At 72.5% G+C, this 23,751-nt stretch carries 28 protein-coding genes; 22 read left to right on the top strand and 6 right to left on the bottom strand.

Annotated features, from left to right (window positions below; genetic code table 11):
* Positions 1-53 precede the first annotated feature (53 nt).
* The 6 genes from AB0927_RS01410 (at position 54) to AB0927_RS01435 (ending at position 3,937) form a co-directional block, all read left to right on the top strand.
* Positions 54-293, top strand: coding sequence for a chaplin (locus AB0927_RS01410; protein WP_366665397.1), 240 nt, complete (start codon positions 54-56; stop codon positions 291-293).
* A 170-nt stretch (positions 294-463) separates the two neighbouring features.
* Positions 464-1,351, top strand: a complete 888-nt coding sequence (locus AB0927_RS01415; protein ID WP_366665398.1) for a hypothetical protein — start codon at positions 464-466, stop codon at positions 1,349-1,351.
* Between the two features lie 117 nt (positions 1,352-1,468).
* Positions 1,469-1,759, top strand: a complete 291-nt coding sequence (locus tag AB0927_RS01420) for a hypothetical protein (protein ID WP_366665399.1) — start codon at positions 1,469-1,471, stop codon at positions 1,757-1,759.
* Positions 1,760-1,915: 156 nt separating this feature from the next.
* Positions 1,916-2,410 carry a DUF5949 family protein gene (locus tag AB0927_RS01425; protein ID WP_366665400.1) on the top strand — a complete coding sequence of 165 codons (495 nt, stop codon included), beginning with the start codon at positions 1,916-1,918 and terminating at the stop codon, positions 2,408-2,410.
* Positions 2,411-2,541: 131 nt separating this feature from the next.
* Positions 2,542-3,087 carry a tyrosinase family oxidase copper chaperone gene (locus AB0927_RS01430; protein WP_366665401.1) on the top strand — a complete coding sequence of 182 codons (546 nt, stop codon included), beginning with the start codon at positions 2,542-2,544 and terminating at the stop codon, positions 3,085-3,087.
* Entirely contained in the window at positions 3,071-3,937 is an 867-nt protein-coding gene (locus AB0927_RS01435; RefSeq protein ID WP_366665402.1) for a tyrosinase family protein, read from the top strand. The genes AB0927_RS01430 and AB0927_RS01435 overlap by 17 nt, the downstream gene beginning before the upstream one ends.
* Positions 3,938-4,013: 76 nt before the next feature.
* Here the strand turns inward: AB0927_RS01435 and AB0927_RS01440 are convergent, their stop codons facing one another.
* The 4 genes from AB0927_RS01440 to AB0927_RS01455 all read right to left on the bottom strand — a co-directional run bounded on the left by AB0927_RS01440 (position 4,014) and on the right by AB0927_RS01455 (position 7,393).
* Entirely contained in the window at positions 4,014-4,292 is a 279-nt protein-coding gene (locus AB0927_RS01440) for a chaplin (protein ID WP_366665403.1), read from the bottom strand.
* 156 nt (positions 4,293-4,448) lie between these two features.
* A complete protein-coding gene (locus tag AB0927_RS01445; protein ID WP_366665404.1) occupies positions 4,449-5,408 on the bottom strand; it encodes a D-2-hydroxyacid dehydrogenase family protein in 960 nt (319 codons plus the stop codon).
* 72 nt (positions 5,409-5,480) lie between these two features.
* Complete coding sequence (locus AB0927_RS01450; RefSeq protein ID WP_366665405.1) at positions 5,481-6,560, bottom strand: glycosyltransferase; 1,080 nt, start codon at positions 6,558-6,560, stop codon at positions 5,481-5,483.
* Positions 6,561-6,673: 113 nt separating this feature from the next.
* Positions 6,674-7,393 carry an SDR family NAD(P)-dependent oxidoreductase gene (locus tag AB0927_RS01455; RefSeq protein ID WP_366665406.1) on the bottom strand — a complete coding sequence of 240 codons (720 nt, stop codon included), beginning with the start codon at positions 7,391-7,393 and terminating at the stop codon, positions 6,674-6,676.
* An 83-nt stretch (positions 7,394-7,476) separates the two neighbouring features.
* On the opposite strand from AB0927_RS01455, the gene AB0927_RS01460 reads away from it, so the two are divergent.
* The gene (locus tag AB0927_RS01460) at positions 7,477-8,334 is read left to right on the top strand and encodes an NAD(P)H-binding protein (protein ID WP_366665407.1); all 858 of its coding nucleotides are present in this window, start codon (positions 7,477-7,479) and stop codon (positions 8,332-8,334) included.
* A gap of 12 nt (positions 8,335-8,346) precedes the next feature.
* On the opposite strand, the gene AB0927_RS01465 is transcribed toward AB0927_RS01460, so the two are convergent.
* Positions 8,347-9,249 carry an MBL fold metallo-hydrolase gene (locus AB0927_RS01465; protein WP_366665408.1) on the bottom strand — a complete coding sequence of 301 codons (903 nt, stop codon included), beginning with the start codon at positions 9,247-9,249 and terminating at the stop codon, positions 8,347-8,349.
* On the bottom strand, positions 9,239-9,526 hold the full coding sequence (locus AB0927_RS01470) for an antibiotic biosynthesis monooxygenase family protein (protein ID WP_366665409.1): 288 nt from the start codon (positions 9,524-9,526) through the stop codon (positions 9,239-9,241). The genes AB0927_RS01465 and AB0927_RS01470 overlap by 11 nt, the downstream gene beginning before the upstream one ends.
* A gap of 137 nt (positions 9,527-9,663) precedes the next feature.
* Here AB0927_RS01470 and AB0927_RS01475 point away from each other — a divergent pair, with 137 nt between their 5' ends.
* From AB0927_RS01475 to AB0927_RS01545, 15 genes are all read left to right on the top strand, one after another.
* Positions 9,664-10,935, top strand: coding sequence for a beta-ketoacyl-[acyl-carrier-protein] synthase family protein (locus AB0927_RS01475; protein ID WP_366665410.1), 1,272 nt, complete (start codon positions 9,664-9,666; stop codon positions 10,933-10,935).
* Positions 10,932-12,140 (top strand): ketosynthase chain-length factor, encoded by a 1,209-nt coding sequence (locus tag AB0927_RS01480; protein WP_366665411.1) that lies wholly within the window; start codon positions 10,932-10,934, stop codon positions 12,138-12,140. Before AB0927_RS01475 ends, AB0927_RS01480 begins: the two co-directional genes overlap by 4 nt.
* A complete protein-coding gene (locus AB0927_RS01485) occupies positions 12,140-12,391 on the top strand; it encodes an acyl carrier protein (protein WP_366665412.1) in 252 nt (83 codons plus the stop codon). Before AB0927_RS01480 ends, AB0927_RS01485 begins: the two co-directional genes overlap by 1 nt.
* A 49-nt stretch (positions 12,392-12,440) precedes the next feature.
* Positions 12,441-12,917, top strand: coding sequence for a biotin/lipoyl-containing protein (locus AB0927_RS01490; RefSeq protein ID WP_366665413.1), 477 nt, complete (start codon positions 12,441-12,443; stop codon positions 12,915-12,917).
* 118 nt (positions 12,918-13,035) lie between these two features.
* Positions 13,036-13,821 carry an SDR family NAD(P)-dependent oxidoreductase gene (locus tag AB0927_RS01495; RefSeq protein ID WP_366665414.1) on the top strand — a complete coding sequence of 262 codons (786 nt, stop codon included), beginning with the start codon at positions 13,036-13,038 and terminating at the stop codon, positions 13,819-13,821.
* Positions 13,822-13,837: 16 nt separating this feature from the next.
* On the top strand, positions 13,838-14,785 hold the full coding sequence (locus AB0927_RS01500; protein WP_366665415.1) for an aromatase/cyclase: 948 nt from the start codon (positions 13,838-13,840) through the stop codon (positions 14,783-14,785).
* A complete protein-coding gene (locus AB0927_RS01505) occupies positions 14,782-15,261 on the top strand; it encodes a nuclear transport factor 2 family protein (RefSeq protein WP_366665416.1) in 480 nt (159 codons plus the stop codon). Before AB0927_RS01500 ends, AB0927_RS01505 begins: the two co-directional genes overlap by 4 nt.
* Positions 15,242-16,711: a methyltransferase gene (locus tag AB0927_RS01510; protein WP_366665417.1), complete on the top strand. Its 1,470-nt coding sequence runs from the start codon at positions 15,242-15,244 to the stop codon at positions 16,709-16,711. Before AB0927_RS01505 ends, AB0927_RS01510 begins: the two co-directional genes overlap by 20 nt.
* The gene (locus AB0927_RS01515; protein ID WP_366665418.1) at positions 16,711-17,202 is read left to right on the top strand and encodes a flavin reductase family protein; all 492 of its coding nucleotides are present in this window, start codon (positions 16,711-16,713) and stop codon (positions 17,200-17,202) included. The genes AB0927_RS01510 and AB0927_RS01515 overlap by 1 nt, the downstream gene beginning before the upstream one ends.
* Positions 17,199-18,254: an LLM class flavin-dependent oxidoreductase gene (locus tag AB0927_RS01520; RefSeq protein WP_366665419.1), complete on the top strand. Its 1,056-nt coding sequence runs from the start codon at positions 17,199-17,201 to the stop codon at positions 18,252-18,254. The genes AB0927_RS01515 and AB0927_RS01520 overlap by 4 nt, the downstream gene beginning before the upstream one ends.
* An 86-nt stretch (positions 18,255-18,340) precedes the next feature.
* Positions 18,341-19,009 carry a TetR/AcrR family transcriptional regulator gene (locus AB0927_RS01525; RefSeq protein ID WP_366665420.1) on the top strand — a complete coding sequence of 223 codons (669 nt, stop codon included), beginning with the start codon at positions 18,341-18,343 and terminating at the stop codon, positions 19,007-19,009.
* Between the two features lie 132 nt (positions 19,010-19,141).
* Complete coding sequence (locus AB0927_RS01530; protein ID WP_366665421.1) at positions 19,142-19,933, top strand: AfsR/SARP family transcriptional regulator; 792 nt, start codon at positions 19,142-19,144, stop codon at positions 19,931-19,933.
* 210 nt (positions 19,934-20,143) lie between these two features.
* Entirely contained in the window at positions 20,144-21,553 is a 1,410-nt protein-coding gene (locus AB0927_RS01535) for an MFS transporter (RefSeq protein ID WP_366665422.1), read from the top strand.
* Positions 21,531-22,619 (top strand): phosphotransferase family protein, encoded by a 1,089-nt coding sequence (locus AB0927_RS01540; RefSeq protein ID WP_366665423.1) that lies wholly within the window; start codon positions 21,531-21,533, stop codon positions 22,617-22,619. The genes AB0927_RS01535 and AB0927_RS01540 overlap by 23 nt, the downstream gene beginning before the upstream one ends.
* Positions 22,616-23,635: an MsnO8 family LLM class oxidoreductase gene (locus AB0927_RS01545; RefSeq protein WP_366665424.1), complete on the top strand. Its 1,020-nt coding sequence runs from the start codon at positions 22,616-22,618 to the stop codon at positions 23,633-23,635. The genes AB0927_RS01540 and AB0927_RS01545 overlap by 4 nt, the downstream gene beginning before the upstream one ends.
* The last annotated feature ends 116 nt before the right edge of the window (positions 23,636-23,751 follow it).

Raw genomic sequence — 23,751 nt, forward strand, 5'->3', positions numbered from 1 at the left:
ACAACGCCGGGTATTCGCCCGGATGTTGTGTCTATTTCAAGGAGTACCTCTCCATGTCGCGTATCGCCAAGGGTCTGGTCCTGACCTCCGCCGCCGTCGCGGCCGTCGCCGGTGTCGCCGGTGTCGCCGCCGCCGACTCCAAGGCGGACGGCGTGGCCGCCAACTCGCCGGGCGTCGTCTCGGGCGATGTCATCCAGGCCCCGATCCACATCCCGGTCAACGTCTGCGGCGACAGCATCACCGTCATCGGGCTGCTGGACTCGGCGTTCGGCAACGTCTGCGTCAACGACTGACGTCCGGGGCGCACCCCTTCGACCGGCCGTCCACTCCGCGCATCCGTCGCGGTGGTGGGCGGCCGGTTCTTTCGTGCCGGCCGGGCACGTGGCGTAACGAGCGGTTGCGGGGTGTGAGGGGCGAACTGACGGTGGGCTGAGACCTCGACGCCCAGCCGAAAGGAACCCCCATGCGTGCTGTGCCTGCCCGGCGCCTCGCCTCCACCGTCCTCAGCGCCGCCGTCATCGCCGCGATCACCGGGCCGGTGGCCGTCGCCGTCGCCGTCGACGAGACGGCAGGCCGTGCCGGCGCCCCGGCCTCCCAGGAATCCCTGCCCGGCGCCGCGAAACTGCTCGCCCAGGTCAGGGCCCTGGATCACGCCGGGTCCCTGCCCAAGCCGGTCGCCGACCTGCTCGACCGTTCGCTGACGGAGGGCAGACTGCCCGCGGCGGAGGCCGAACGGCTCGGCGACGCCGCGAAGAAGGCCGTCCGGCGCGCCGCGGCGGAGGGGAGGGTCGCGGATCCGGCGGCCCCCGCGACGCCCGCGACCCCGGTCGCGCCCGCCTCGCCCGCCTCGCCCGCCGCGTCCGCCGCGTCCGCCTCGCCCGCCGAGGCCGCGGCGCCCGCCGTCGTCCCCTCGGGGTCCGAGTCCCAGTCGGCGCTCCCCAAGCCGTCCGCGTCGCCCGCTGTACCGCTCGCTCCGGTCCCGCAGGGCCTGGCCCGCCGCGTGCCCGTCGCCCGAGACCTCGTCGACGACGTGCTGGCCGCGGTGGACGCCCTGGTGGACGCGGTCGTCTCCCACGTCGACCAGGTGGTCTCCAGCGCCACCGCCCTGGTCGACCAGTTGACCGCCGCCTTCTCCGGCACCGGGCTGCCGAGCCTCGCCGCCACCCCGACCCCGACGTCCTCCACCATCCCGACCCCGACGTCCTCGGTCACCCCGACCCCGACCGCGTCCGGCACCCCGACCCCGACTTCGTCCGCCACCCCGACGCCGACCCCGACCTCCTCGGTCACCCCGACCCCCACCTCCCCGACCACCCCCACCACCTCCCCGACCCCCTCCACGACCGGCTGACCCCCGACACCGGACGGCCATGTCCGGGTGAGGGATTTTCATATGTCTTCCGAGCGGCAGGGTTTCCGGTCCGCGGTGGTGCTCGTTAGGCACGGCGTTGCCGAAGAAAGGAACACGATGAAGTCCCTGAAGGCTGCCGCCGTCCTCGCCGGTTCCGTCGCCCTCGCCGGCGTCGCCGCGCCCGCGTTCGCCCACAGCGCGGCCGGCCTGACGCCCTCCAGCCTCAACGGCGCCGTCAAGCAGGTCGCCAAGGGCCCCGGCACCCTGCGGGACGCGATGCCGCTGCGGCACGAGTCGCACGTGCTCGACACCGAGGACAAGGGCTCCCCGCTGCACACCGTCAAGGGCGCCACCGCCACGCTGAACCAGCACAACCCGCTGCTCGGCGGCATGCCCCCGCAGATCTGACACCCCCTGCACGACCGGGGCCGGTACCGCATCCGCGGCACCGGCCCCGCCCCGTTCGAGGCCGCTTCGCTCGTTCGTGTGGAGCCCCCCGGCCCACTGGTCCGGACGGGTGAGCAGCCGCCGAGCCGCCCCGAGGCGCGTCGATAGGGTCGCGCGGTGACCTCAACCCCCACGGAACTGCGCCCCGGCGCCGACCTCGGCACGCTGGTCGTGCTGCCCTGGACCGGCGCGGCCTCCGACGGCACCGACATGCCCTACCTGCTGGCCTACTCCCTCGGGGACGCCGCGGGCGGCCCCCCGGTCACGGCGGCCGCGGTCGAACAACTGCTGGTGGGCAACGGGTTGCCGGTCGGCGGTGAACTGGTCGACGGCACCTACCGGCCCAACCTCCCCATCAGCCTGCTGGTGGAGGCCGGCCAGGCCGTCGTGCGGATGCCGCGGCTGATCGCCCAGGCCCCCGCGCCGCCGGAGTGGCTCGCCGCCGTCCGCGCCCGCGGTTTCGCCTACCTGGTCTTCACCACCCGCGCCTGGCCCGAGGGCGCGCCCGGCAGGATCGTGCAGCCGGCCGCGCTGGCCGCGTTCGCGGGCGCCCCGGAGACCCTGTACGCCGCCGCGCACGTCGTACTGCCGGCCGCCGGCCCGCGCGACTGACGACCGGACCCCGGCCGGCCGCGCGGGCGGGTCCGGCCCGGTGACCGCGCCGTACGGCCGTACGGCCCAACGCCCCGTCCCTCCTTGGCCCTTAGCGGGTAAGACATCTGTCCCCGGACGAGGAGAAGGCGATGGGCGACGGCGACGACGCGGTTGCGGCGGGCGCGACAGAGCAGGTCAGAGCGGATACGACGGCCGGACTGGGCCGGAGACGGGTGACGCGGGGACTGCTGTCCTGCTTCGCCGCCCTCTCCCTCGCGCCGGTCGTCGCCGCCTCCCGGCCGGTGCCCCCGGCCGTCGGCGGTGGCTCCGTCGACGAGACGTACCGGGGCCGGCGCATCCAGGGCGTCCGGCTGCGGGAGGTGGGACGCAGCGCGTCCGAGGACGCCTGGCGGATCACCGTCGACGGCCGCCCGCTGCATCTGATGCGGCGGGCCGACGGCACCTGGCTGAGCATGGTCGACCACTACACGTCGTACCGCACGCCCCTGGAGGCGGCGCGGGCCGCGGTGGACGAGCTCGGCCCCGGCCAGGAGCTGCGCGACCTGGCACCGGGCCCGCTGAACGACACCCTGCCCGGCGGCGCCGAGGACACGCGAGGCCACATGGGCATGACCACCGACACGGGTATGGCCATGGCGATGGGCAGGGGGGGCCGGCATGGCGTACGTGCGTAAGAACGTCAGCGCCCTCACCGCGAACGAGCGGAAACGGTTCGTGAACGCGCTGCTGGAGATCAAGAAGCGCGGCGAGTACGACGAGTTCGTGCGCACCCACATCGCGTACTACGCCGCCGACGGCGAGACCCATCTGCGGACCGCCCACATGGCGCCCTCCTTCCTGCCCTGGCACCGCCGGTTCCTGCTGGACCTGGAGGAAGCGCTGCGCCGCGTCGACTCCTCGGTGACCGTGCCGTACTGGGACTGGACCCGGGACCGCACGACGACCTCGGTGCCCTGGACCAAGGACCTGCTCGGCGGCAACGGCCGGCGCTCCGACCAGCAGGTGACGACCGGACCGTTCGCCTATGCGACGGGCAACTGGACCATCAACGAGGGCGTCACCGACGGCCGTTACCTCACCCGCGACCTCGGCCGCGCCGCCGCACCCCTCAAGCTGCCCACGAAGGACGACGTGAGCTGGGCGCTGGACGACCCGGTCTACGACGTGGCGCCCTGGGACTCGACCGTCACCCGGGGCTTCCGGAACAAGCTGGAGGGCTGGGGCACCGGCAGCGGCAGCGCCTCCTGGCACAACCACAACCGGGTGCACCGCTGGGTCGGCGGGGCGATGCTCGGCGCCGCCTCCGTCAACGACCCGGTGTTCTGGCTCCACCACGCCTACCTCGACATGCAGTGGGACCGCTGGCGGCGCGCGCACAGCAGCCACCGCTATCTGCCGGCCGACCCGCCCGGCAGCGGCGACGCGCAGCACGGCCGGGTCGTCGCCCGGCACCAGAAGCTGCCCCCGTGGAACGACACCCCGGACCAACTGGAGGACATGAGCGGGGTCTACCGGTACGCGTGAGTCCGTACCGGCGGGCGGATGCGAAGAGCCCCGGCGCTCGGAGGTGCCGGGGCTCTTCGCGGTGCGTGCGGGCGCTTCAGTCGCCGTAGCCGTAGCCGGGGTGCACGTGAACCTCGTCCTCGTTGAAGCAGGCGTTGCCCCAGGCGGGGTTCAGCAGGGCGATGATGTCCACGGTGTCACCGCACACGTTCACCGGGACGTCGACCGGAGCCTGGACCACGTTGCCGGACAGCACACCGGGCGAACCGACGGCCGCGCCCTGGGCGTCCGCGCCGGCCAGGGCCAGGCCGGCCCCGCCGATCAGCACGACACCGGTGCCGAGGGCCACGGTGGCTGCCTGCGTGATGCGAGACATCACGTTCTCCTTCTGTCATTCGGGAAGCGCGACGGCCGGTTCTGCCGTCCCGCTTCCCGTTCAACGCGGCCGTCCGGCAGGGGTCACGGTGATCAACCGGGGATCACCCTTCCCACCGGCAGGTCTTTTCTCCCCGAGGCTTCTCTCCGGCGCGGCTCAGGGCAGTCGTCGTACCGGAGAACCCGCCAGGTACGCCTGGATGTTCTCCACCGCCTCGGTGAAGTACGTCCGGTAGTTGGCCGCGGAGACATAGCCGAGGTGCGGGGTGGCGAGCAGGCGCGGGGCGGTGCGCATCGGGTGGTCGGCGGGCAGCGGCTCGATGTCGAAGACGTCGACGCCGGCGCCCGCGATCCGGCCCTCGCGCAATACGGCGAGCAGGGCGTCCTGGTCCACCACCGAGGCGCGGGAGGTGTTGATCAGGTAGGCGGTCGGTTTCAGGAGGGCGAGTTCGGCGGCACCGATCAGGCCCCGGGTGCGCTCGCCGCCGGGCACGTGCACGGAGACGAAGTCGCTGCCGGCCAGCAACTCCTCCTTGGAAGCGTGGAGTTCGACCCCCGCCTCCCCGGCGCGCTCCTTGGTCAGCCGTGGGCTCCACGCGCCGACGCGCATGCCGAAGGCGAGACCGACCCGCGCGACGCTGGTGCCGATCCGGCCGAGCCCGAGCACGCCGAGCCGGGCGCCGTGCAGATCGGCGCCGACGGTGGACTGCCAGGGCCCGCCGGTGCGCAGCGCCGTGTTCTCCTCGACGATCCCCCGGGCGAGCCCCAGCAGCAGCGCCCAGGTCAGTTCCACCGGCGGGGTGCCGGAACTCCCCGTCCCGCACACGGTGACGCCCCGCGCCTCGGCCGCCGCGTAGTCGATCACGGTGTTGCGCATCCCGGTCGCCACGATCAGCCGCAGCCGGGGCAGCCGGGCGAGCAACGTGGCCGGAAAGCCCACGCGTTCGCGCAGGGTGACGACGACGTCGTAGTCGGCGAGCGCCGCGGCGAGCGCGTCCTCGTCGGCCAGGTGCTCGCGCAGCGACACCACCTCCACCGCGTCCCCGAGCACCGACCAGTCGGCCAACTCGGTGGCCACGCCCTGGAAGTCGTCCAGCACCGCACAGCGAAGTCGCACGTCGTTTCCCCTGTCGATCCGATCGTTCCGAGCACGTCGAGCGTGTCGAAGTATGTCGGACGGCGGGGGCGCTCACGCGGGGGCGGGTGCCAGTCTGTCCTGGGCGAACCGCAGGTTGGCGGTGACGCGCGCACGCTCCCCGGCCGGGATCCTTCCCTCGTCCAGCAGGCGCGCGCAGTACTCGCGGGACTTCTCGTAGTCGCCGATCCAGTAGGAGGCGACGGCGAGTTCGTCCAGGGCGCGCCATTCGTGCCAGGACATCTCGACGAAGAGGATGTCGGTGGGCCGGGGGATCCTCGTCGCCTGTGCGGCGAACAGGTGGGCCAGCGGCCAGCGGCGTTCGAGGCGGCAGAGACGGGCGAGATCGCCGATGGCCTCGGCCCGCGAAGGGCGGCTTTCGTACGCGCGAAGGAATCGGTCGGTCAATTCACCCATGGGGCGCTTGAGTTCGGCCGCGAGGCGGGCGGCATAAAGCCGGGCGCAGTACGTCTCCTCGGCCCAACCGGCCATCTCCGCCCTCCGGTCATAGGCCGCCAGGGCCTTTTCCGGTTCCTCGGCATCCCGCCAGCTCTGGGCGAGGTAGAAGGCGTAACGGGCGTTGTCCGGTTCGTCGGCCAGCGCCTTGGTGAGGACCTCCGCGTCCCGCAGGTACTTCTGCCTCTTCCCCTCGCCCCGCAGCCGCGCCCCGCCGCCGATCGTGAGGATGTGGGCGCCTTCGAGGGTTCCGGTGCTGTGCGGGGAGTCGCAGGTGATGTACTCGTGGAGCACGCCGACGTACCGCCAGGCCCGCTTCGTCGAGACCAGCGCCATCCGCCAGTGCACGACGGGCCCGTCGTGCAGGGCGATGTTGTAGGCGTCCAGGGTCAGTTCGGGCATCCGGAAGCCCGGCTGGATCCGCATCTCGTCGTCGGCGTCGATGAACAGCAGATAGTCGGCGCTGTCACGCGCCAGCTCGATCGCCTCGCTGCGACTGCCGTCGAATCCCTTCCACGACCGCTCGTGGAGCTTCCCCGGAAAGTCCTTGAAGCATTCTCGGATCACTTCCTGGGTGCCGTCCGTCGACCCAGTGTCCACGATCACCCAGGTGTCGATCAGCGGTCGTACCGACTCAAGGCATTTCCGAATGGTCGGAGCCTCGTTCTTCACGATCATATTCAGGCAGACCGTCGCCATGAATTCCTCGCCCTGTCACCCGGAGCCGTCTTTCGCCCGGGGACTCTAATGGAAGGGGCGGTGGAATACGCCGTACCGGGGCGCGTGGCGCATCACCAGCGCAAGCCGCCGTTCACCTCCAGCACATGGCCGTTGACGTAGGACGCGTCCGGGCCGATCAGATAGCGGACCGCGGCGGCGACCTCGTCGCCCGTGCCCAGGCGAGGGGTGGCCAGTTTGGCCTCGTAGACGGGCCAGACCGCGCTGTTCTCGGACAGTTGGCGACCCATGCCCGTGTCGATGAAACCGGGGGAGACGCAGTTGGCGGTGATGCCCTGGGCGGCCACCTCCAGCGCGAGGACCCGGGTGAACATCTCCAGGGCGGCCTTCGAGGCCGCGTACGAGGAGGCACCGGGGGCCGGGCGTACCGCCAGCGCGGAGGACAGGGTGACGATCCGGCCCTGCGGTGACTTCTCCAGGTAGGGGAGGGCCGCGGAGACGCAGGCGAAGGTGCCGGTGAGGTTGGTGTCGATCACCGTCGTCCAGTCGTCGTGCGAGAGCGCCCGCACCGGCCCGGGACGGCTGGTGCCCGCGTTGGCCACCAGGACGTCGACGCCGCCGAAGCGGTCGGCCGCGGCCGCCATCAGCGCCCGCGCCGAGTCCGGGTCCCGTACGTCCAGCGGATGGAAATGCGCCCCCGGCAGCGGGGACCCGGCCGGTTTGCGGGCCGCGTACACCACCTGGCAGCCGTCGTTCACCAGCGCCTCGGCCACGGCCCGGCCGAGGCCCGTCGTACCGCCCGTGACCACTGCGGACTTCCCGTTCGGCATCATGGGCACGACGCTAGGCAGCACCGCCAGAGGTCCGCTGGAGCGGGCTCGTGCCGGGCTCCAGCGGGGGCGGTCATCCTCGGGGGATGATCCTTGTGACCGGGGCCTCCGGAACGGTGGGCCGTGCGCTGGTGGAACGACTGCTGCGGGACGGACGGAAGGTGCGCGTCCTGACCCGGAATCCGGGGCGGGTCCCCTTCCCGGACGGCGTCGAGGTCGTCCAGGGGGACCTCGGAGTGCCCCCGACGCTGACGGCCGCCGTCGCCGGGGTCACGTCCGTGTTCCTGACCGGTGTGGGGCATCGACGTGCCGTCCACGACCGGAACATGGTGACCGCGGCGCGGGATGCCGCGGTCGAACACGTCGTCCAGCTGTCGTCGCTCGCGGTCGAGGAGGAGCACACCGGCGCCGAGGCCGCCCGGGTGCTCGCCGACTGGCACGCCGCAGGTGAGGCGGCCCTGACGGACTCCGGCCTGCCCTGGACGATCCTGCGGCCGGGCGGCTTCATGTCCAACGCGTTGCAGTGGGCCCGTCCGATCGCCGCCGGGGAGACCGTGATCCGGGCCCCCTTCGGCCGGCTCCCGTCGACGCCGGTCGATCCGCGCGACCTCGCGGCCGTCGCCGCGGTGGCCCTGGCCCGGCCGGGGCGGGGCGAGATCCACCGGGTGACCGGGCCCGAGCCCATCACCCCCGCCGGACAGGTGCGGGTGCTCGGCGAACTCCTGGGGCTGCCGCTGCGGTTCGCCGAGCAGCCGGTCGAGGAGGCCCGGCGGGCCCTGGCGCGCGTCATGCCGGCGGACACGGCCGACGCGGTCCTGGCGGCCCGTGCCCACGCCGACCTCGCGGTCCGTACCGCCGTGCATCCGACGGTGGCCGAGCTGACCGGGCGGCCCGCCCGTTCGTTCGCCGAGTGGGCCGCCGATCACCTGGCGTCGTTCCGCTGAGCCCGTCCCGGTTCAGGCCAGGCAGCGCAGGGGGCGGCCCCCGTTGTACTCCACCATCTCCCGGAAGACCGGCGCCGACGGCAGATGGGCGCCGAGGACACCCCCCGCCGCCTCCTGGAACGCCCGGTGCAGGTTCGCCACGAGGCGTTCCGGATCGCGCAGCCCGGCGTACGGGCCGGGGCCGGCCTCCCGGGCGGCTTCCAGTGGGGTCAGCCCCGACCGCACGGCCTCGGCGGCGACGTCACGCGTCCACAGCAGGCAGGTCTCGGCCTCCGCGAGCGCCTCCGGGCCGGCCACCTCCCCGTGGCCGCCGACCACCGTCCGCGGTCCGAGGGCGCGGAGCCCGCGCAGCGCCCGCAGCGTGCCCTCCAGCGAACCCATGAGGACGAACGGCGCGCACCCCGGCATCACCACGTCCCCGGCGAACAGCACCCGGGCGTCCGGCAGCCAGCCGATCACGTCGTTCGTGGTGTGGGCCGGGCCGACGTGCCGCAACTGGAGCGGCCGGTCCGCCACATGGACGGTGAGCCGGTCCTCGAAGGTGAGCGACGGCAGCACCAGGTCCATGTCGCCCCAGTCCACCTCGGGCCACACCGCCCGCAGCGCCGCGCCCCGCGTCTCCATCTCGCGGCGCGCCTCCCGGTGGGCCACCACGGTGGCGCCCGGGAAGGCGGCGTTGCCGAAGGTGTGGTCGCCGTGGTGATGGGTGTTGACGACGATGTCGGGCGCCGCGGCGACCGAGGTGACGGCGGCGTGCAGGGCCCGCGCACGCGCTTCGGTGGCGGCGGTGTCGATCACCGCCGTACGGCCGGCGGAGCTGACGACGCCCGCGTTGCTGACGCACCAGCCCCCGTCCGGCTGCACGTACGCGTACACCCCGTCCGCGACCTCACACAGATACGGCTCAGCCGGCATGGTCCGCCACCACCGCGCACAGGTGCGGGTCGCCGGTGGAGACCTTCCCGACCCGCACGGCCGAGCGGAACCCCTCCGTGGCGGTGGCGGCACGGAAGGCGGCCTCGTCCTGCCACTCGGCGATGTTGAAGTACACCGCGGGATCGTCCGTCGACCGCACCAGGCGGTAGCCGATGAAGCCGGGCTGCGCCGCGAAGTGCGCGGCCACCCGGGCGTAGATGGCTTCCAGTTCCTCGGGCGGCCCGTGCAGCCGGAGCTTGTTCACGAAAACGACCATGGCGCCCAGAGTCGGCGGCGGCGTTGGAGTCCCGCTATAGCCCGGGTGGAGACGGCTCTGGTCGGTCTCCGGCGGGTCTCCAGATCGCGTTGCCAGCATGACTGGCGACCGGGCAGGCGGAGGAAGGACCGGCAGAGATGACCAGTTCACGTCGGAGGGTTGTGGTCACCGGGATGGAGGTGATCGCACCCGGGGAGAGCGGCACCAAGGCGTTCTGGCAACTCCTCACGGAGGGACGCACCGCGACCCGGCTCATCACCGGTTTCGATGCCTCCCTGTTCAGGTCGAGGGTGGCCGCGGAGTGCGACTTCGATCCCGCCGCGCACGGCCTCACCGCGCGGGAGATCCGCCGGATGGACCGGGCCGCGCAGTTCGCCGTGGTGGCCGCCCGCGGGGCGGTCGCCGAGTCCGGCGTCGGGCTCGGCGCCGAGGACCCGGGGCGGGTCGGGGCGGTCGTCGGCAGCGCGGTGGGCTGCACCATGAGCCTGGAGCGCGAGTACGTGGTGGTCAGCGACGCCGGCCGGGAGTGGCTGGTGGACCCGGAGTACGCGGTGCGCCATCTCTACGACTATCTGGTCCCCAGCTCGCTGGCGGCCGAGGTCGCCTGGGCGGTGGGGGCCGAGGGGCCGGTCACGGTGGTCTCCACCGGCTGCACCTCCGGCATCGACGCGGTGGGCCACGCCGTCGACCTCATCCGCGAGGGCTCGGCCGACGTGATGGTCGCCGGGGCGTGCGACGCCCCGATCTCCCCCATCACCCTCGCCTGCTTCGACGCGATCAAGGCCACCACCCCGCGCAACGACGATCCCGAGCACGCCTCGCGCCCCTTCGACCGCTCACGCGACGGATTCGTCCTCGGGGAGGGCGCGGCGATGTTCGTGCTGGAGGAGCTCGGACACGCGCTGCGCCGCGGCGCGCCCGTGCTGGCGGAGATCAGCGGGTATGCCTCCCGGTGCAACGCCTACCACATGACCGGACTGCGCCCGGACGGGCGGGAGATGGCTGAGGCGATCCGCGCCGCCCTCGACGAGGGCCGGGTCCCGGTGGAGTCCATCGACTACGTCAACGCGCACGGCTCGGGCACCCGGCAGAACGACCGGCACGAGACCGCCGCCGTCAAACGCGCCCTCGGCGAGCACGCCCGGCGGGTACCGGTCAGCTCCATCAAGTCGATGATCGGGCACTCGCTGGGCGCGATCGGCTCGATCGAGATCGCGGCGAGCGTGCTGGCCCTCCAGCACGACGTGGTGCCGCCCACGGCCAATCTGCACACGCCCGACCCGGAGTGCGACCTGGACTACGTGCCGCTGACCGCGCGCGACCACCGCACCGACGCCGTGCTGACCGTCGGCAGCGGCTTCGGCGGCTTCCAGAGCGCCATGGTCCTCACCGCGCCGGAGGCGGCATGAGGCCGGTCGTCGACGGGCTGGGCATCGTCTCGCCCAACGGCCTGGGCACCGAGGACTACTGGGCGGCCACGCTGCGGGGCACGAGCGGCATCCGGCGCATCACCCGCTTCGACCCCGGCCGCTACCCGTCCCAGTTGGCGGGCGAGGTAAGGGACTTCGACCCGGCCGCGCACCTGGCCTCCCGGCTGCTGCCGCAGACCGACCAGATGACGCGGCTGGCCCTCGTGGCCTCCGACTGGGCACTCGCCGACGCCGGTGTGGATCCGGCCGAGCTGCCCGAGTACGGGGCCGGTGTGCTCACCGCGAGCGCGTCGGGCGGCTTCGACTTCGGCCAGCGCGAGCTGGAGAAGCTGTGGAGCAAGGGCAGTGAGCATGTCAGCGCGTACCAGTCCTTCGCCTGGTTCTACGCCGTCAACACCGGCCAGATCTCCATCAGACACGGGCTGCGCGGCCCCGGAGGTGTGCTGGTCGGCGACCAGGCCGGCGGTCTGGACGCGGTGGCCCAGGCGCGGCGCAACCTGCGCCGGGGCGCGGTCGCGATGCTCACCGGCGGGGTCGACTCGGCGCTGTGCCCCTGGGGCTGGGTGGCGCAGCTCGCCGGCCGCGAGCTGTCCACGGCGCGGAGTCCGCAGGCCGCGTTCCTGCCCTTCGACGTGGCGGCCCGCGGCCACGTACCGGGGGAGGGCGGCGCGATCCTCTACCTGACGACCGCCGAGCGGGCCCGGCACCCGTACGGGGAGATCGCCGGGTACGGCACCGCCTTCGACCCGCCGCCGGACAGCGGCCGCCCGCCCGCCCTGGGTCGCGCCGTGCGGCTCGCCCTGGCGGACGCGGAGCTCACGCCCGCCGACGTGGACGTCGTCTTCGCCGACGGAGCCGGGCGAGCGGAGGCCGACGCGGCGGAGGCCGCGGCCGTCAACGCGGTCTTCGGACCGGGCGCGGTGCCGGTGACCGTCCCGAAGACCATGACCGGCCGCCTGTACTCCGGCGGCGCGGCCCTCGACCTGGCGACCGCGCTGCTCGCCCTGCGCGACCAGGTGATCCCCCCGACCATCAACGTCACCCGACCCGACCCCCGGCACCGGCTCGACCTGGTCACCGACGGCCCCCGGCAGGCGCGGCTGCGCGTCGCGCTGGTGCTGGCGCGCGGCCACGGCGGTTTCAACTCCGCCATGGTCGTGCGACGAGCGGAAGGAAACCACTGATGAGTGAAGTGACGATCGACGACCTCAGGCAACTGCTGCGCACGGCCGCCGGGGAGAGCGAGGCGGACCTCGACGGCGACATCCTCGACGTGGAGTTCGGCAGCCTCGGCTACGACTCGCTGGCCCTGCTGGAGACCGCCAGCCTCATCGAACGCCACCACGGTGTGAAGGTGGCCGACGACATCTCCGCCGTACGCACCCCCCGGGAGTTCCTGGACCGCGTCAACCAGCCCGTGGCCGACGCGTCGTGAGGGGCACCGGAACCATGCCGGCTGGTCCGACGGCCGGATGTGATCGCCGGTGAGTGAGCGGGACGACGGGCTGCGCCGCCTGGCGCGGGAGCTGGCCGAGCTGGTCGCCGAGCTGGCGGCCGGGGTGCCGGGGCCGATAGCGAGAACGGCGCCGCGGACCGGCGAGCACGCGGGCGAGGTGACGCGGGCCCACGCCGCCGGGAGCGCGAGCGCCGCGGACCGTCCGGCCGGCGCCCTGCGGCAGGGCGCGGCCCCAGCGACCGACCCCTCCCTGCACGAGGTCATCGCCCCGATCTTCGGCACCTTCCACGGCGCCGCGGGCCCCGGGGAGCCGCCGTTCGTCAAGGTCGGCGAACGGGTCGAGAAGGACCAGCAGCTCGGCGTCGTCGAGGCGATGAGGCTCAGGGACGCCGTGCGGTCCCCCTGGCGCGGCGAGGTCGCCGCGGTGGTGGCCGCCGACGGCGAGCGCGTGGCGTTCGGCCAGGTGCTGGTGCTGATCCGGGCGCGGCAGGCGGAGGGCGCGTGACGTTCCGCGAGCTGCCCGCCGCCCGTCGCGCCCGCCGCCCGCGCCCCGGCCGGGCGCACCACCCCGTTCGGCACGGAGCCGCCGGCCCACGAGGGGGCGGCCTGACGTGAGGAGATCCATGAAACCGACACAGTCCCGCACGGCCCTGGTCACCGGCGCCACCAGCGGTATCGGGCTCGCCGTCACCAAGGCGCTCGCCGAGCAGGGCCACCGCGTGTACGTCTGCGCCCGCAGTGGGGGAGACGTCGACCGCACCGTCAAGGAACTGCGCGCCGCGGGCCACGACGTGGACGGCACCGACTGCGACGTCCGCGAGCCGGCGGAGGTACGCGCACTCGTCGCGGCCGCCGTCGACCGCTTCGGCCCGGTGGAGATCGCCGTCAACAACGCCGGGCGCAGCGGCGGCGGGATCACCGCCGAGATCCCCGACGAGCTCTGGGGCGACGTCATGCGCACCAACCTGGACAGCGTGTTCTTCACGAGCAAGGCCGTGCTGGCCGACGGCGGCATGCGGGAGAGCGGCTGGGGGCGGATCATCAACATCGCCTCCACCGGCGGCAAGCAGGGCGTCGTGCTCGGCGCCCCGTACTCGGCGTCCAAGCACGGCGTCGTGGGCTTCAGCAAGGCGCTCGGCCTGGAGCTGGCCAAGACCGGCATCACCGTCAACGCGGTCTGCCCCGGCTATGTGGAGACGCCTATGGCGGCGCGGGTCCGCGAGGGCTACGCCGCGGCCTGGGACACCACCGAGGACGACGTGCTGCGGCGTTTCGAGGCGAAGATCCCGCTCGGCCGCTACTCCACTCCCGAGGAGGTGGCGGGCCTGGTCGGCTATCTGACCACCGACGCGGCCGCCCCCATCACGGCCCAGGCGATCAACGTCTGCGGCGGTCTCGGCACCTACTGATCGGACGGGAGACGTCATGGCAGCACCCCGAGTGCACCACACCCTGCACGAGACGGAGGTCGCGGCGCCCGCCGAGCTCGTCTACGCCCTGATCGCCGACGTGACGGCCTGGCCGCGGATCTTCCCGCCGACCGTGCACGCCGAGGTCGCGGAGCGGACCGGCGGGCAGGAGCGCATCCTCATCTGGGCGACGGCCGGCGAGACGGTCAAGCACTGGACCTCGCGCCGCGACCTCGATCCGGGCGCGCTGCGCGTGGAGTTCCGGCAGGAGGTCTCCCAGCATCCGGTCGCCTCCATGGGCGGCGCCTGGGAGATCACCGCCACCGGGCACGACACCAGCAGGGTGGCGCTCGCGCACGACTACACGGCGGTCGGCGGCACCCCGGACAACGAGGCGTGGATCGCGGCCGCGGTCGAACGCAACAGCACCGCGGAACTCGCCGCGCTCAAGGCGAACGCCGAGTCCGAGTCCGCCGCCGGCCTGGTCCTGTCGTTCCAGGACGAGCTGGCCGTACGCGGCCAGGCCAAGGACCTCTACGATTTCGTCGACCAGGCGGGGCGGTGGGCCGAACGGCTGCCGCACGTCGCCCGGGTCACCCTCGTCGAGGAGGCCCCCGGCGTCCAGCGCCTGGGCATGGACACCCTGACCGCCGACGGCGCCACCCACACCACCGAGTCGGTCCGGCTCTGCTTCCCGCACGAGCGGATCGTCTACAAGCAGCTCAAGGTGCCCGCGCTGATGAAGGTGCACACCGGCGCGTGGACCTTCAGCGACACGGCGGACGGGGCCGTCATCACCTCCGCCCACACCGTCGTACTGAATCCGGCCGCCGTCCCCGGGGTGCTCGGCGCGGACGCCACCCTGGCCGACGCCCGGGACTTCGTGCGCTCGGCGCTCGGCCGCAACAGCACCACCACCATGCGCCATGCCAAGGACCACGCGGAAGGGAACGCCTCGACATGACCGAGACCCAGGCACTGCCACCCACCACCCGCACCCCCGCCACCCCCGCCACCCCCGAACAGTTCGTCTCCGTCCAGCACTTCCTCAACCGGCAGATGCAGCTCCTCGACGACGGCCGCGCCGCGGACTGGGCCGCCACCTTCACCGAGGACGGCGTCTTCGCCCAGGACACCCGGCCGGAGGGCAGGCGCGGCCGCGCGGTCCTCGCCGAACGCATGGAGCACCACGTGGGCGTCATCGCCGCGCGCGGCCTGACCCGGCGCCACTGGATCGGCATGCTCAGCGTCGAACAGGACGAGGACGGCGCGGAGCAGGGCCGGGTGCGGGCCCGCTACTACGCGATCGTCGTCGACACCCCCGCGGACGGCGAGGCCGGCCTGCACCTGAGCACCGTCTGCGACGACGTGCTGGTCCCGGCGGGCGAGAGCTGGCTGGTCGCGCACCGCTACATCCACCATGACAACCACCGGCCCTGAACTCGGCCTGCTGCTGCGGGAGTTCTACACCCGCCAGTACGGGCTGATCGACCGCGGCGCGGCCGAGGAGTGTGCCGCGACCTTCGCCGCCGACGCCACGCTGGTCCGCAACGCGGGGTCCGCGCGCATGCGGGCCGCGGGAGCCTCCCCGGTGCACCGGGGCCGCGCCGGCATCGCCCGGGCCCTGGCGCGCACCGTGCGGCGCCGGGCCGACGCGGGCGTCGTCCGCCGCCACTTCGTGGGCCCCCTCACGTACGAGCGCACCGATGCCGACACCGTGCGCACCCGTTACTACCTGCTGGTCGTCGACACCGGCGCGGACGGTCCGGGGCTGCGCAGCAGCTGTGTGGTCCGGGACGTGCTGACCGGATCCGACGGCCGCTGGCTGACCCGCCACCGCACCATCGACCACGACGAAACAGCCGCCCCTGCGACGAAAGGCAGTCCAGCGATGACTTCCAGCCCGGGGCCGGAGGCGGTCCTGCGGATCGCGTCCGGCGTGCGCCAGGCCCAGGTCCTGTTCACCGCACTCGAACTCGGCGTCTTCGACGCGCTCGCCGAAGGCCCCCTGTCCGCAGCGGAGTTGGCCGACCGGCACGGCCTGCACCCGCGGGCGGTACGGGACCTGCTGGCGGCGCTGCACGCGCTCGGCCTGCTGGAGCGCGACTTTGACGGGTACCGCCTCGCCCCGGCCGCCGACACCTATCTGGTCCGCGGCCGCCCGGCCCATCTGGGCGGCTTCCTCGCCTTCCTGGACGGGGTGCTGCACCCGGCCTGGCGGGGGCTCACCGAGAGCGTGCGCACCGGTCAGGCGGTGCGGGCCGGTGATCCCTACGACGGCCTGTACGACTCCGCGGCCGACCGGGACGGGTTCCTCGACGCGATGGACGTGCTCAACTCCCCGCTCGCCGCCCAGCTCGCGGAGTACGACTGGCACCGCTACCGCTCCTTCGTCGACGTGGGCGGCGCGCGCGGCAACCTCGCGGCGCAGATCGCCAAGGCCCACCCGGGCCTGGACGCCCGGGTCTTCGACCTGCCGGGACTGCGCCCCGCGTTCGACCGGCACATGGCGGCGCTCGGGCTCACCGGCGCCGTGTCCTTCACCGCCGGCGACTTCTTCGCCGATCCGCTGCCCGCGGCCGACGTGGTGATCTTCGGGCATGTGCTGCACAACTGGCCCGAGGAGCGGCGGGACGTGCTGCTGGCCAAGGCCTACGAGGCGGTCAGCCCCGGGGGATCGGTGCTGGTCTACGACCCCATGATCGACGAGCACCGGCCCCAGCTCCCCAACGTGCTGGCCAGCCTCAACATGCTCGTCTGGTCCGAGGGAGGGTCGGAGTACCCGGTCGGGGACCTGCGCGCCCGGCTGTTCGCCGCCGGGTTCGCCACCGTCACCGCGAGCCGGATCGGCGCGACGGGCACGCTGGTCGCCGCCCGGAAGGCCGCCTGATGGGCGACGTCGGCGTGGACCGGTTCCGGGAGATCTTCCGGGCCTTCCCCACCGGGCTCACCGTCGTCACCTGCGTGGACGAGAACGCGGTGCCGCACGGGATGACCTGCAACGCGGTGAGCGCCGTATCGCTGCGCCCCGCGCTGCTGCTGGTCTGCCTCGACGAACGGGCCCGCACCCTGGGCGCCGTTCGCCGCTCGGGTGCCTTCGCGGTGAACTTCCTGGCGGAGGGCGCCGAGGCCGTCGCCGAACTGTTCGCGGGCAAGAGCGACACCAAGTTCGCGGGTCTGTCCTGGGAGACGGGGCCGGCCGCGAGCCCGATCCTCTCGGAGTGGACCGCGGCCTACGCGGTCTGCCGGGTGGTGCGGGAGATCCAGGCGGGCGACCACTCGGTGCTGCTCGGCCGGGTCGTGGCGGGAGCGGCGTCCGGCCGTCCGCCGCTGCTCCACGACCCGGCAGCCTCTCTGCCGACCGGAAGGACTGCCTCATGAAATTCGGCATCAATATATTTCCCACCGCGGGTCCCGAGGACAAGAGTGCCGCCAGTCATTTCGCCGACAGCCTCCGGTTGGCGGAACTCGCGGAGGAACTGGAATTCGACCATGTGAAGACCGTCGAGCACTATTTCGCCCGTTACGGCGGATACAGCCCCGACCCGGTCACCTTTCTCGCCGCGGTGGCGGCCCGCACCAGCCGAATCCGACTGGTCACGGGGGCGGTCATCCCCGCATTCACCCACCCGGTGAAACTCGCGGGCAAGCTCGCCATGCTCGACAACATCTCCCAGGGCCGCCTCGACGTCGGTTTCGGGCGGGCCTTTCTTCCCGAGGAATTCGCCGCGTTCGGGATTCCGCTCGACGAGAGCAGGCCCAGATTCGAGGAAGGCGTCGAGGCGTGCCGCCGGCTGTGGGCCGAGGAGAACGTGACCTGGGACGGGCGGTTCCACACCTTCGGCCCCGTCACCCTGCTGCCCAGGCCGTACCAGCGCCCGCACCCGCCGATCCTGGTCGCCACGGCGGTCTCGCCGGAGTCGTGCGCCGCCGCGGGCCGGGCCGGACACGGCCTCATGATGGTGCCGTCGATCAACAGCGCCGAGAAGGTGCGCGAGATGCTCGCGCTCTACCGCAAGGCATGGTCGGACGCGGGGCACGGCCCCTCCGAGGGCGCGGTGCACATGACGTACAACTGCTACCTCGCCGAGGACCGGGCGGAGGCGGTACGGCTCGGCAGGACCTACAGCGAGTTCACCGGTCGCGCCCTCGCGGAGGCCGTGGCCTCCTGGAGCACCACGCGCAGCTCCGGCTACCAGGGGTACGAGAAGATCCCCGAACGGGCCGGCCGCGCCGACTTCGACCGCCAGCTCGCCGAGCACAAGATCCTGGTCGGCGACCCCGATCAGGTGCTGGAGTCGCTGCGGCAGATCAAAGCCCTGTTCGGGGATGTCACGATCAGTCTCCAGGTCATCTCCGGCAACCAGCCGGCGGCGGAGTCGGAGCGGACGATGCGCCTGTTCGCCGGGCATGTGGCGCCGTACGCCCCCTGACCCGGCGGCCCGCCTCGCCCCTTGTAATAGATACCCAAAGGATTAGACTTCGGAGTCCAACAGGCGATCCAGGGGCGAGGAGCACCGTGGGCGAAGCGACCGTGCCGCGCGGACTGCCGGCCAAGCGGGCCGCCGTCATGGCGGCGGCCGAAGAGGCGTTCATCCAGGACGGCTTCAGTGGTGCGAGCCTGGACAAGATCGCCGTCGCCGCGGGTGTCTCCAAGCAGACGATCTACAACCACTTCAGCGACAAGCGGGGCCTGTTCCTCGCGGTCGTCGAGGCCGCGAGGATCGAGGTCGACGCCCAGTCCTCGGTGGACGACTCGCTGCTGCGCACACCGGACCGCCTGGAGGAGGACCTCACCGCCGTGGGGCGGCAACTGCTCCAGGTGCTGCTCGACGAGCGGCTGTCCGCGCTGCGCCGCCTGCTGATCACCGAGGTGGCCCGCCATCCCGAACTCGGCGACCGCTGCGGGGGATCGGGTGGCGGCACCGTCCCCCGGGCGGTCGAGTGGCTGACCCTGCGCCTGGCCCTGCTCACCGTGGGCGGCGTGCTGGCCGTGGAGGATCCGGAGGAGGCGGCCTCGCAATTCGTGGCGCTCCTCTCCTTTCCCGGACAGCAGCTCACCTCCTACGGAACCCGGCGGCTGAGCGATGAAGAGATCGAGAAACTGGCCACTTCGGCAGCCACATTTTTCCTGCGCGCCTACCGGTCCGCTCCGGTGGATTATGCCTCCGACACGAGAGGTGCATAGTTGGCAAACTGTTATACATAATCGACGGTCACTTCATCGGAACGTAACCTTCTGAAGGCTTGACGGCTATAGCAAATATTGCTCCCATTGGCTCACGGACATTTCAGTGCTGAGCTTCCAATGGGGGATGGCATGCGCTATGGAATACTCGGTCCGCTTCACGTCTCAGCGCATGAGGCGATTCATATTCCAACGGCTCCCAAGCAGCGAAAACTCCTGTCCCTGCTGTTACTTAACGCCGGACGGATGGTTCCGGTTTCCGACTGCATAGAAGAGCTCTGGGGATATTCACCGCCGAGCAGCGCGGTGCCCACCCTCCAGACGTATGTGATGCAGTTGCGCAGGCTGCTGAAGAAGGGCGCCGATCCGCGCCTGCCGGCCGCCGAGCGGCTGGTCACCCGTGACCGCGGGTACGAACTGGTCATGGAGGAGGACGAGCTCGACCGGCTGGTCTTCCGCAGGCTGCGGGCCCGGGGCGTGGCCGCCCTGGACGCGGGCGACGACTGCGCGGCCTCCCGTCTGCTCGGCGAGGCGCTGGCGCTGTGGCGGGGACCCGCGCTCAGCGACGTGCAGCACGGCCCGCTCCTCGCCGTCCAGACCACCGGCATGAACGAGTGCCGCCTCCAGGCCACCCAGCAGCGCATCGAGGCGGACCTGCGCCTCGGGCGCCACCACGACCTCATCAGCGAACTGAGCGTGCTGACCGGCGCCCATCCCGTGAACGAGAACCTCTACTACCTGTTCATGGTCGCCCTGTACCAGGTGGGCCGGAAGGTGGACGCCCTCGGTGTATACCACCAGCTCCGCCGCATCCTGAACGACGAACTCGGCCTCGGCCCGTCCCCGCAGATCGGCAGGCTGCACGAGCAGTTGCTCGCCGACAAGTTCGAGCTGGACCAGGCCGGCCGCCTCCCCGTCCGCTGAGGCCGGCCTCTCGTCCCCTCTTCCCATGGGCCGCGCGGGCCCATGGCTCCAACGGCTTGTCATGTACGCGCCCCTGTGTGCGTCTCGTTGGGCGAACACGGTTGACTTGCTGGACTGGGCCGCCCAATACTTTGGACCCACAGTCCAAATAGTTGGGAGACATTGGTGACTTCTCCGTCGGCTCCATCGTTACGAGCCCCTGGCTGGGCCGTGCTGAGCCTGTTGTGCCTCGGCCAGCTCATGGTCGTCGTCGACGTCTCGATCGTGAACGTCGCGCTGCCGGCCATCCGCTCCGACCTCGGCTTCAGCCAGGTCGGGCTGCAATGGGTGGTCAATTCCTACGCCCTGACCTACTCCGGCTTCCTGCTGCTCGGCGGGCGCGCGGCGGACCTCTTCGGGCGGCGTCGCGTCTTCGTCGCCGGACTGGCCCTCTTCGTCCTCGCCTCGCTCGCCGGGGCCGTCGCCCAGGATCCGACGACGCTGGTCATCGCCCGGTCCGCGCAGGGCCTCGGGGGCGCGATCCTCTCCCCGGCGACCCTGACCCTCGTCACCACGACCTTCACCGGGCCGGCGCGGCCCAAGGCGATGGCGGCGTGGAGCGCGGTCGCGGGCGGCGGCGCCGCCGTCGGCTCGGTGCTCGGCGGCGTCCTGACCCAGCTCGTCGACTGGCGATGGATCCTGTGGGTCAACATCCCGATCGGCCTGCTGACCATCGTCGGCGCCTACACCCTGCTGCACGAGAGCCGCGCCGACGCGGCCAAGTCCCGGCTCGACGTGTTCGGTTCCCTGCTGGTCACCGCCGGCCTGATGGCCATGGTGTACGGCACGGTCCAGTCCCCGACCAAGGGCTGGGGCTCGGTCGAGACCCTGGCGCCGCTCATCGGCGGCGCGGCACTCCTGGTCTGGTTCGTCGTGCACGAGGCGCGGGTGGCCGCCGAACCCCTCATGCCGCTGGGCTTCTTCAAGGTCCGCCCGGTCACGGTCGCCAACCTCACCATGCTGTGGCTGGGGTGCGCGGTGATCGCCCACTTCTTCTTCCTGTCCCTCTACATGCAGAACGTGCTGAAGTACGGGGCGCTGGACGCGGGACTGGCCTTCCTGCCCGGATCCGCGGCCATGACCATCGGCGCCTACAGCGGTCCGGCCCTGATGAAGCGCGTCGACCCCCGGCTGCTCATCGCGGGCGGCCCGGTGCTCGTCGTCGCCGGCCTGCTCTGGCTGTCGTTCATCCCCGCCGACGGCACCTACCTCACCAACCTGTTCGTGCCGATGCTGCTGGTCACCTTCGGTACCGGCGTGGCGATGATGCCGATCAGCTTCTCCGCGATGACCGGCATCGCGCCGCAGGAGGCGGGGCTGGCCTCCGGCGTCATCAACACCACCCGGCAGGTGGGCGGCGCGATCGGGCTGGCGGTGCTGGCCACCGTCGCGGCGTCCCAGACCGCCGGCACCGGCACCGCGGGCCTCGTCGAGGGCTACCAGGCGGCGTTCCTCACCGGGGCGGTCTTCGCCGTCCTGGCCGTGCTGACGGCCCTGTTCATGCCGAAGGCCCAGGCGCCGTCCGCGCCGCCCGTGGCCGAACCCGCGAAGAGCGCCGATGCCGGTACCGCAACAGCGTGACCCGGAGGTGACCCGGGAGCGGCTGCGGACGTGGCTGGCCGCCAGACTGCCCGGGAGCAGCGACCTGGAGATCGCCGAACTCACCGTTCCGCACTCCGGGTTCTCCACCGAGACGCTGCTCTTCCGGGCGGCCTGGCGCACCGGCCGCACACCGGCCGGGGGCCGCTTCGCCGCCCGCGTCGCGGGCCGGTCGTACCAGCTTTATCCCGAAGCCCGCCTCGGCACGCAGTGCCGGCTGCAACGCGTCCTGTACGGCACGGGGGTGGTGCCGGTGCCCCGCGTCCACTGGTTCGAACGCGACCCGGCCGTGCTCGGGGCCCCCTTCTACGTGATGGAACAGGTGGCCGGGCAGGTACCCGCTGATCTGCCGTCGTACCACCGCGAGGGCTGGGTGGCGGAGCTGGACGAGCCGGGACGGGCCCGCCTGTGGCACGGCGGGATCGAGGCGCTGAGCCGACTGCACGCCCTCGACGTCCACGCCCTCGGCCTCCACTTCGCGGCTCTCACCGGCCACCGGACCCCGCGCCACGGCAGCCACCTCGACCATCAACTCGACTACTACGAGCGCTACTTGGACCACTTCGACCGGGCGGACGACCCCCTGGCGCTGCGCACCCTGGCCTGGTTGCGCGCCCACCGGCCACCGGAGCCCGCCCGCCCCAGCCTGCTCTGGGGCGACGCCCGGCTCGGCAACATCATCTTCAGCGCGGCCGGCCGCCCCGCCGCCCTGCTGGACTGGGAGATGGCCTCGCTCGGCGCACCCGAGACCGACCTGGCCTGGTTCCTGTACCTGGACCGCCATCTCAGCGAGGGCATCGGCGCCGACCGGCTGCCCGGACTCCCGGGCCGCGACGAAACCGTCGCCCGCTACGAGGAACTCTCCGGCCGCACGGTCCACCACCTCGACTACTACGAGGTCTTCGCCGGCTTCCGGCTGATGCTCATCACCGCGAGGCTGACCGGCCTCGTGCTGGCCCACGGCATGGTCCCGCCGGGCACGGACTTCCCGCTCGCCCGCAACACCGCGCGACTGCTGGCCCGCACCCTCGAAGGAGTACGCCGATGAAACTCTCCGTCCTGGACCAGTCCACCGTGGCCGAGGGACGGCCGCCGGCCGAGGCGCTGCACAACACGCTCGAACTGGCGCGCCTGGCCGACCGGCTCGGCTACGAACGCTACTGGGTGGCCGAGCACCACGGCATCCCGTCCCACGCGGGCACCGCCCCCGAGATACTGATAGCCCGGATAGCCGCCGAGACGAAAGGCATCCGGGTGGGGTCCGGCGGGGTGCTGCTGACCTACTACAGCCCCATGAAGGTCGCCGAGGTCTTCCATGTGCTCCAGGCCCTGTATCCGGGCCGGATCGACCTCGGCATCGGCCGCGCGGGCGGCGCCAACCCGCTGGAGAACCGGGCGATGCGCTGGGACGCCCCCGCCGCGGCCGACGACTTCGACGCGAGGATCAGCGCGCTCCAGCGCCATCTGCACGAGAGCTTCGCCGCCGACCACCCGTACAGCACCATCAAGGTGATGCCGACGGTGCCCGAGGTGCCGCCGGTGTGGCTGCTCGGCTCCAGCGTCCGCAGCGCCGCGTCCGCGGCCGAGCTCGGACTGCCGTACGCCTACGCGCACTTCATCAACCCGGCGGACACCCGGCGGGCCGTCGAGACCTACCGGGCAAAGTTCCGGGGCACCGAGCCGCGCGTGATCGTCGGGCTCGGCATGTACTGCGGGGAGACGGACGCGCGGGCGCAGCGGATGCTGGCCAGCCACCTGCTGGTGCGCAAGCGGCTGTTCGCCGGGGACATCCGGGCCATCCCGGACGCGGACGAGGCCGTCGCCGAGCTGGCCCGCGGCCCCCATCCCCTGGCGGGCGAGGAGACCGAATGGCCCCGCTACTTCGCCGGTACGCCCGAGCGGATCCGGCAACTGGCGGGCAGCCTGGAGGCGGAGCTCGGGGTGGACGAGCTGATCGCGATGAACATGATCCACGACCACGCGGACCGGCGGCGCTGCTACGAACTGCTCGCGGAGGCCCTTGAGTTGGCGCCACGAGAGGATCCGGCCGTCCTCCCGCGGTAGGCGTCGACCCGTCCTCCCGTGGGCGTCGCCCCGTCCTCCCATAGGCGCCAACCGCCCTCCAGGGAGCCTCGATCGCCCTCCAGGGAGCCTCGACCGGCGGACGGCAGCCTGGACGG

The organism is Streptomyces sp. NPDC048106 (assembly GCF_040706415.1).
Lineage (GTDB): Bacteria > Actinomycetota > Actinomycetes > Streptomycetales > Streptomycetaceae > Streptomyces.

Bases quoted from the DNA above. Each gene is read 5' to 3' on its own strand.
- AB0927_RS01465 (WP_366665408.1), bottom strand. From the start codon at position 9,249: ATGCCGGCTGAGCCGTATCTGTGTGAGGTCGCGGACGGGGTGTACGCG.
- AB0927_RS01420 (WP_366665399.1), top strand. From the start codon at position 1,469: ATGAAGTCCCTGAAGGCTGCCGCCGTCCTCGCCGGTTCCGTCGCCCTC.
- AB0927_RS01470 (WP_366665409.1), bottom strand. From the start codon at position 9,526: ATGGTCGTTTTCGTGAACAAGCTCCGGCTGCACGGGCCGCCCGAGGAA.
- AB0927_RS01495 (WP_366665414.1), top strand. From the start codon at position 13,036: ATGAAACCGACACAGTCCCGCACGGCCCTGGTCACCGGCGCCACCAGC.
- AB0927_RS01545 (WP_366665424.1), top strand. From the start codon at position 22,616: ATGAAACTCTCCGTCCTGGACCAGTCCACCGTGGCCGAGGGACGGCCG.
- AB0927_RS01510 (WP_366665417.1), top strand. From the start codon at position 15,242: ATGACAACCACCGGCCCTGAACTCGGCCTGCTGCTGCGGGAGTTCTAC.
- AB0927_RS01440 (WP_366665403.1), bottom strand. From the start codon at position 4,292: ATGTCTCGCATCACGCAGGCAGCCACCGTGGCCCTCGGCACCGGTGTC.
- AB0927_RS01450 (WP_366665405.1), bottom strand. From the start codon at position 6,560: ATGATCGTGAAGAACGAGGCTCCGACCATTCGGAAATGCCTTGAGTCG.
- AB0927_RS01505 (WP_366665416.1), top strand. From the start codon at position 14,782: ATGACCGAGACCCAGGCACTGCCACCCACCACCCGCACCCCCGCCACC.
- AB0927_RS01530 (WP_366665421.1), top strand. From the start codon at position 19,142: ATGCGCTATGGAATACTCGGTCCGCTTCACGTCTCAGCGCATGAGGCG.
- AB0927_RS01515 (WP_366665418.1), top strand. From the start codon at position 16,711: ATGGGCGACGTCGGCGTGGACCGGTTCCGGGAGATCTTCCGGGCCTTC.
- AB0927_RS01480 (WP_366665411.1), top strand. From the start codon at position 10,932: ATGAGGCCGGTCGTCGACGGGCTGGGCATCGTCTCGCCCAACGGCCTG.
- AB0927_RS01520 (WP_366665419.1), top strand. From the start codon at position 17,199: ATGAAATTCGGCATCAATATATTTCCCACCGCGGGTCCCGAGGACAAG.
- AB0927_RS01475 (WP_366665410.1), top strand. From the start codon at position 9,664: ATGACCAGTTCACGTCGGAGGGTTGTGGTCACCGGGATGGAGGTGATC.
- AB0927_RS01455 (WP_366665406.1), bottom strand. From the start codon at position 7,393: ATGATGCCGAACGGGAAGTCCGCAGTGGTCACGGGCGGTACGACGGGC.
- AB0927_RS01435 (WP_366665402.1), top strand. From the start codon at position 3,071: ATGGCGTACGTGCGTAAGAACGTCAGCGCCCTCACCGCGAACGAGCGG.
- AB0927_RS01410 (WP_366665397.1), top strand. From the start codon at position 54: ATGTCGCGTATCGCCAAGGGTCTGGTCCTGACCTCCGCCGCCGTCGCG.
- AB0927_RS01460 (WP_366665407.1), top strand. From the start codon at position 7,477: ATGATCCTTGTGACCGGGGCCTCCGGAACGGTGGGCCGTGCGCTGGTG.
- AB0927_RS01415 (WP_366665398.1), top strand. From the start codon at position 464: ATGCGTGCTGTGCCTGCCCGGCGCCTCGCCTCCACCGTCCTCAGCGCC.
- AB0927_RS01485 (WP_366665412.1), top strand. From the start codon at position 12,140: ATGAGTGAAGTGACGATCGACGACCTCAGGCAACTGCTGCGCACGGCC.
- AB0927_RS01500 (WP_366665415.1), top strand. From the start codon at position 13,838: ATGGCAGCACCCCGAGTGCACCACACCCTGCACGAGACGGAGGTCGCG.
- AB0927_RS01540 (WP_366665423.1), top strand. From the start codon at position 21,531: ATGCCGGTACCGCAACAGCGTGACCCGGAGGTGACCCGGGAGCGGCTG.
- AB0927_RS01430 (WP_366665401.1), top strand. From the start codon at position 2,542: ATGGGCGACGGCGACGACGCGGTTGCGGCGGGCGCGACAGAGCAGGTC.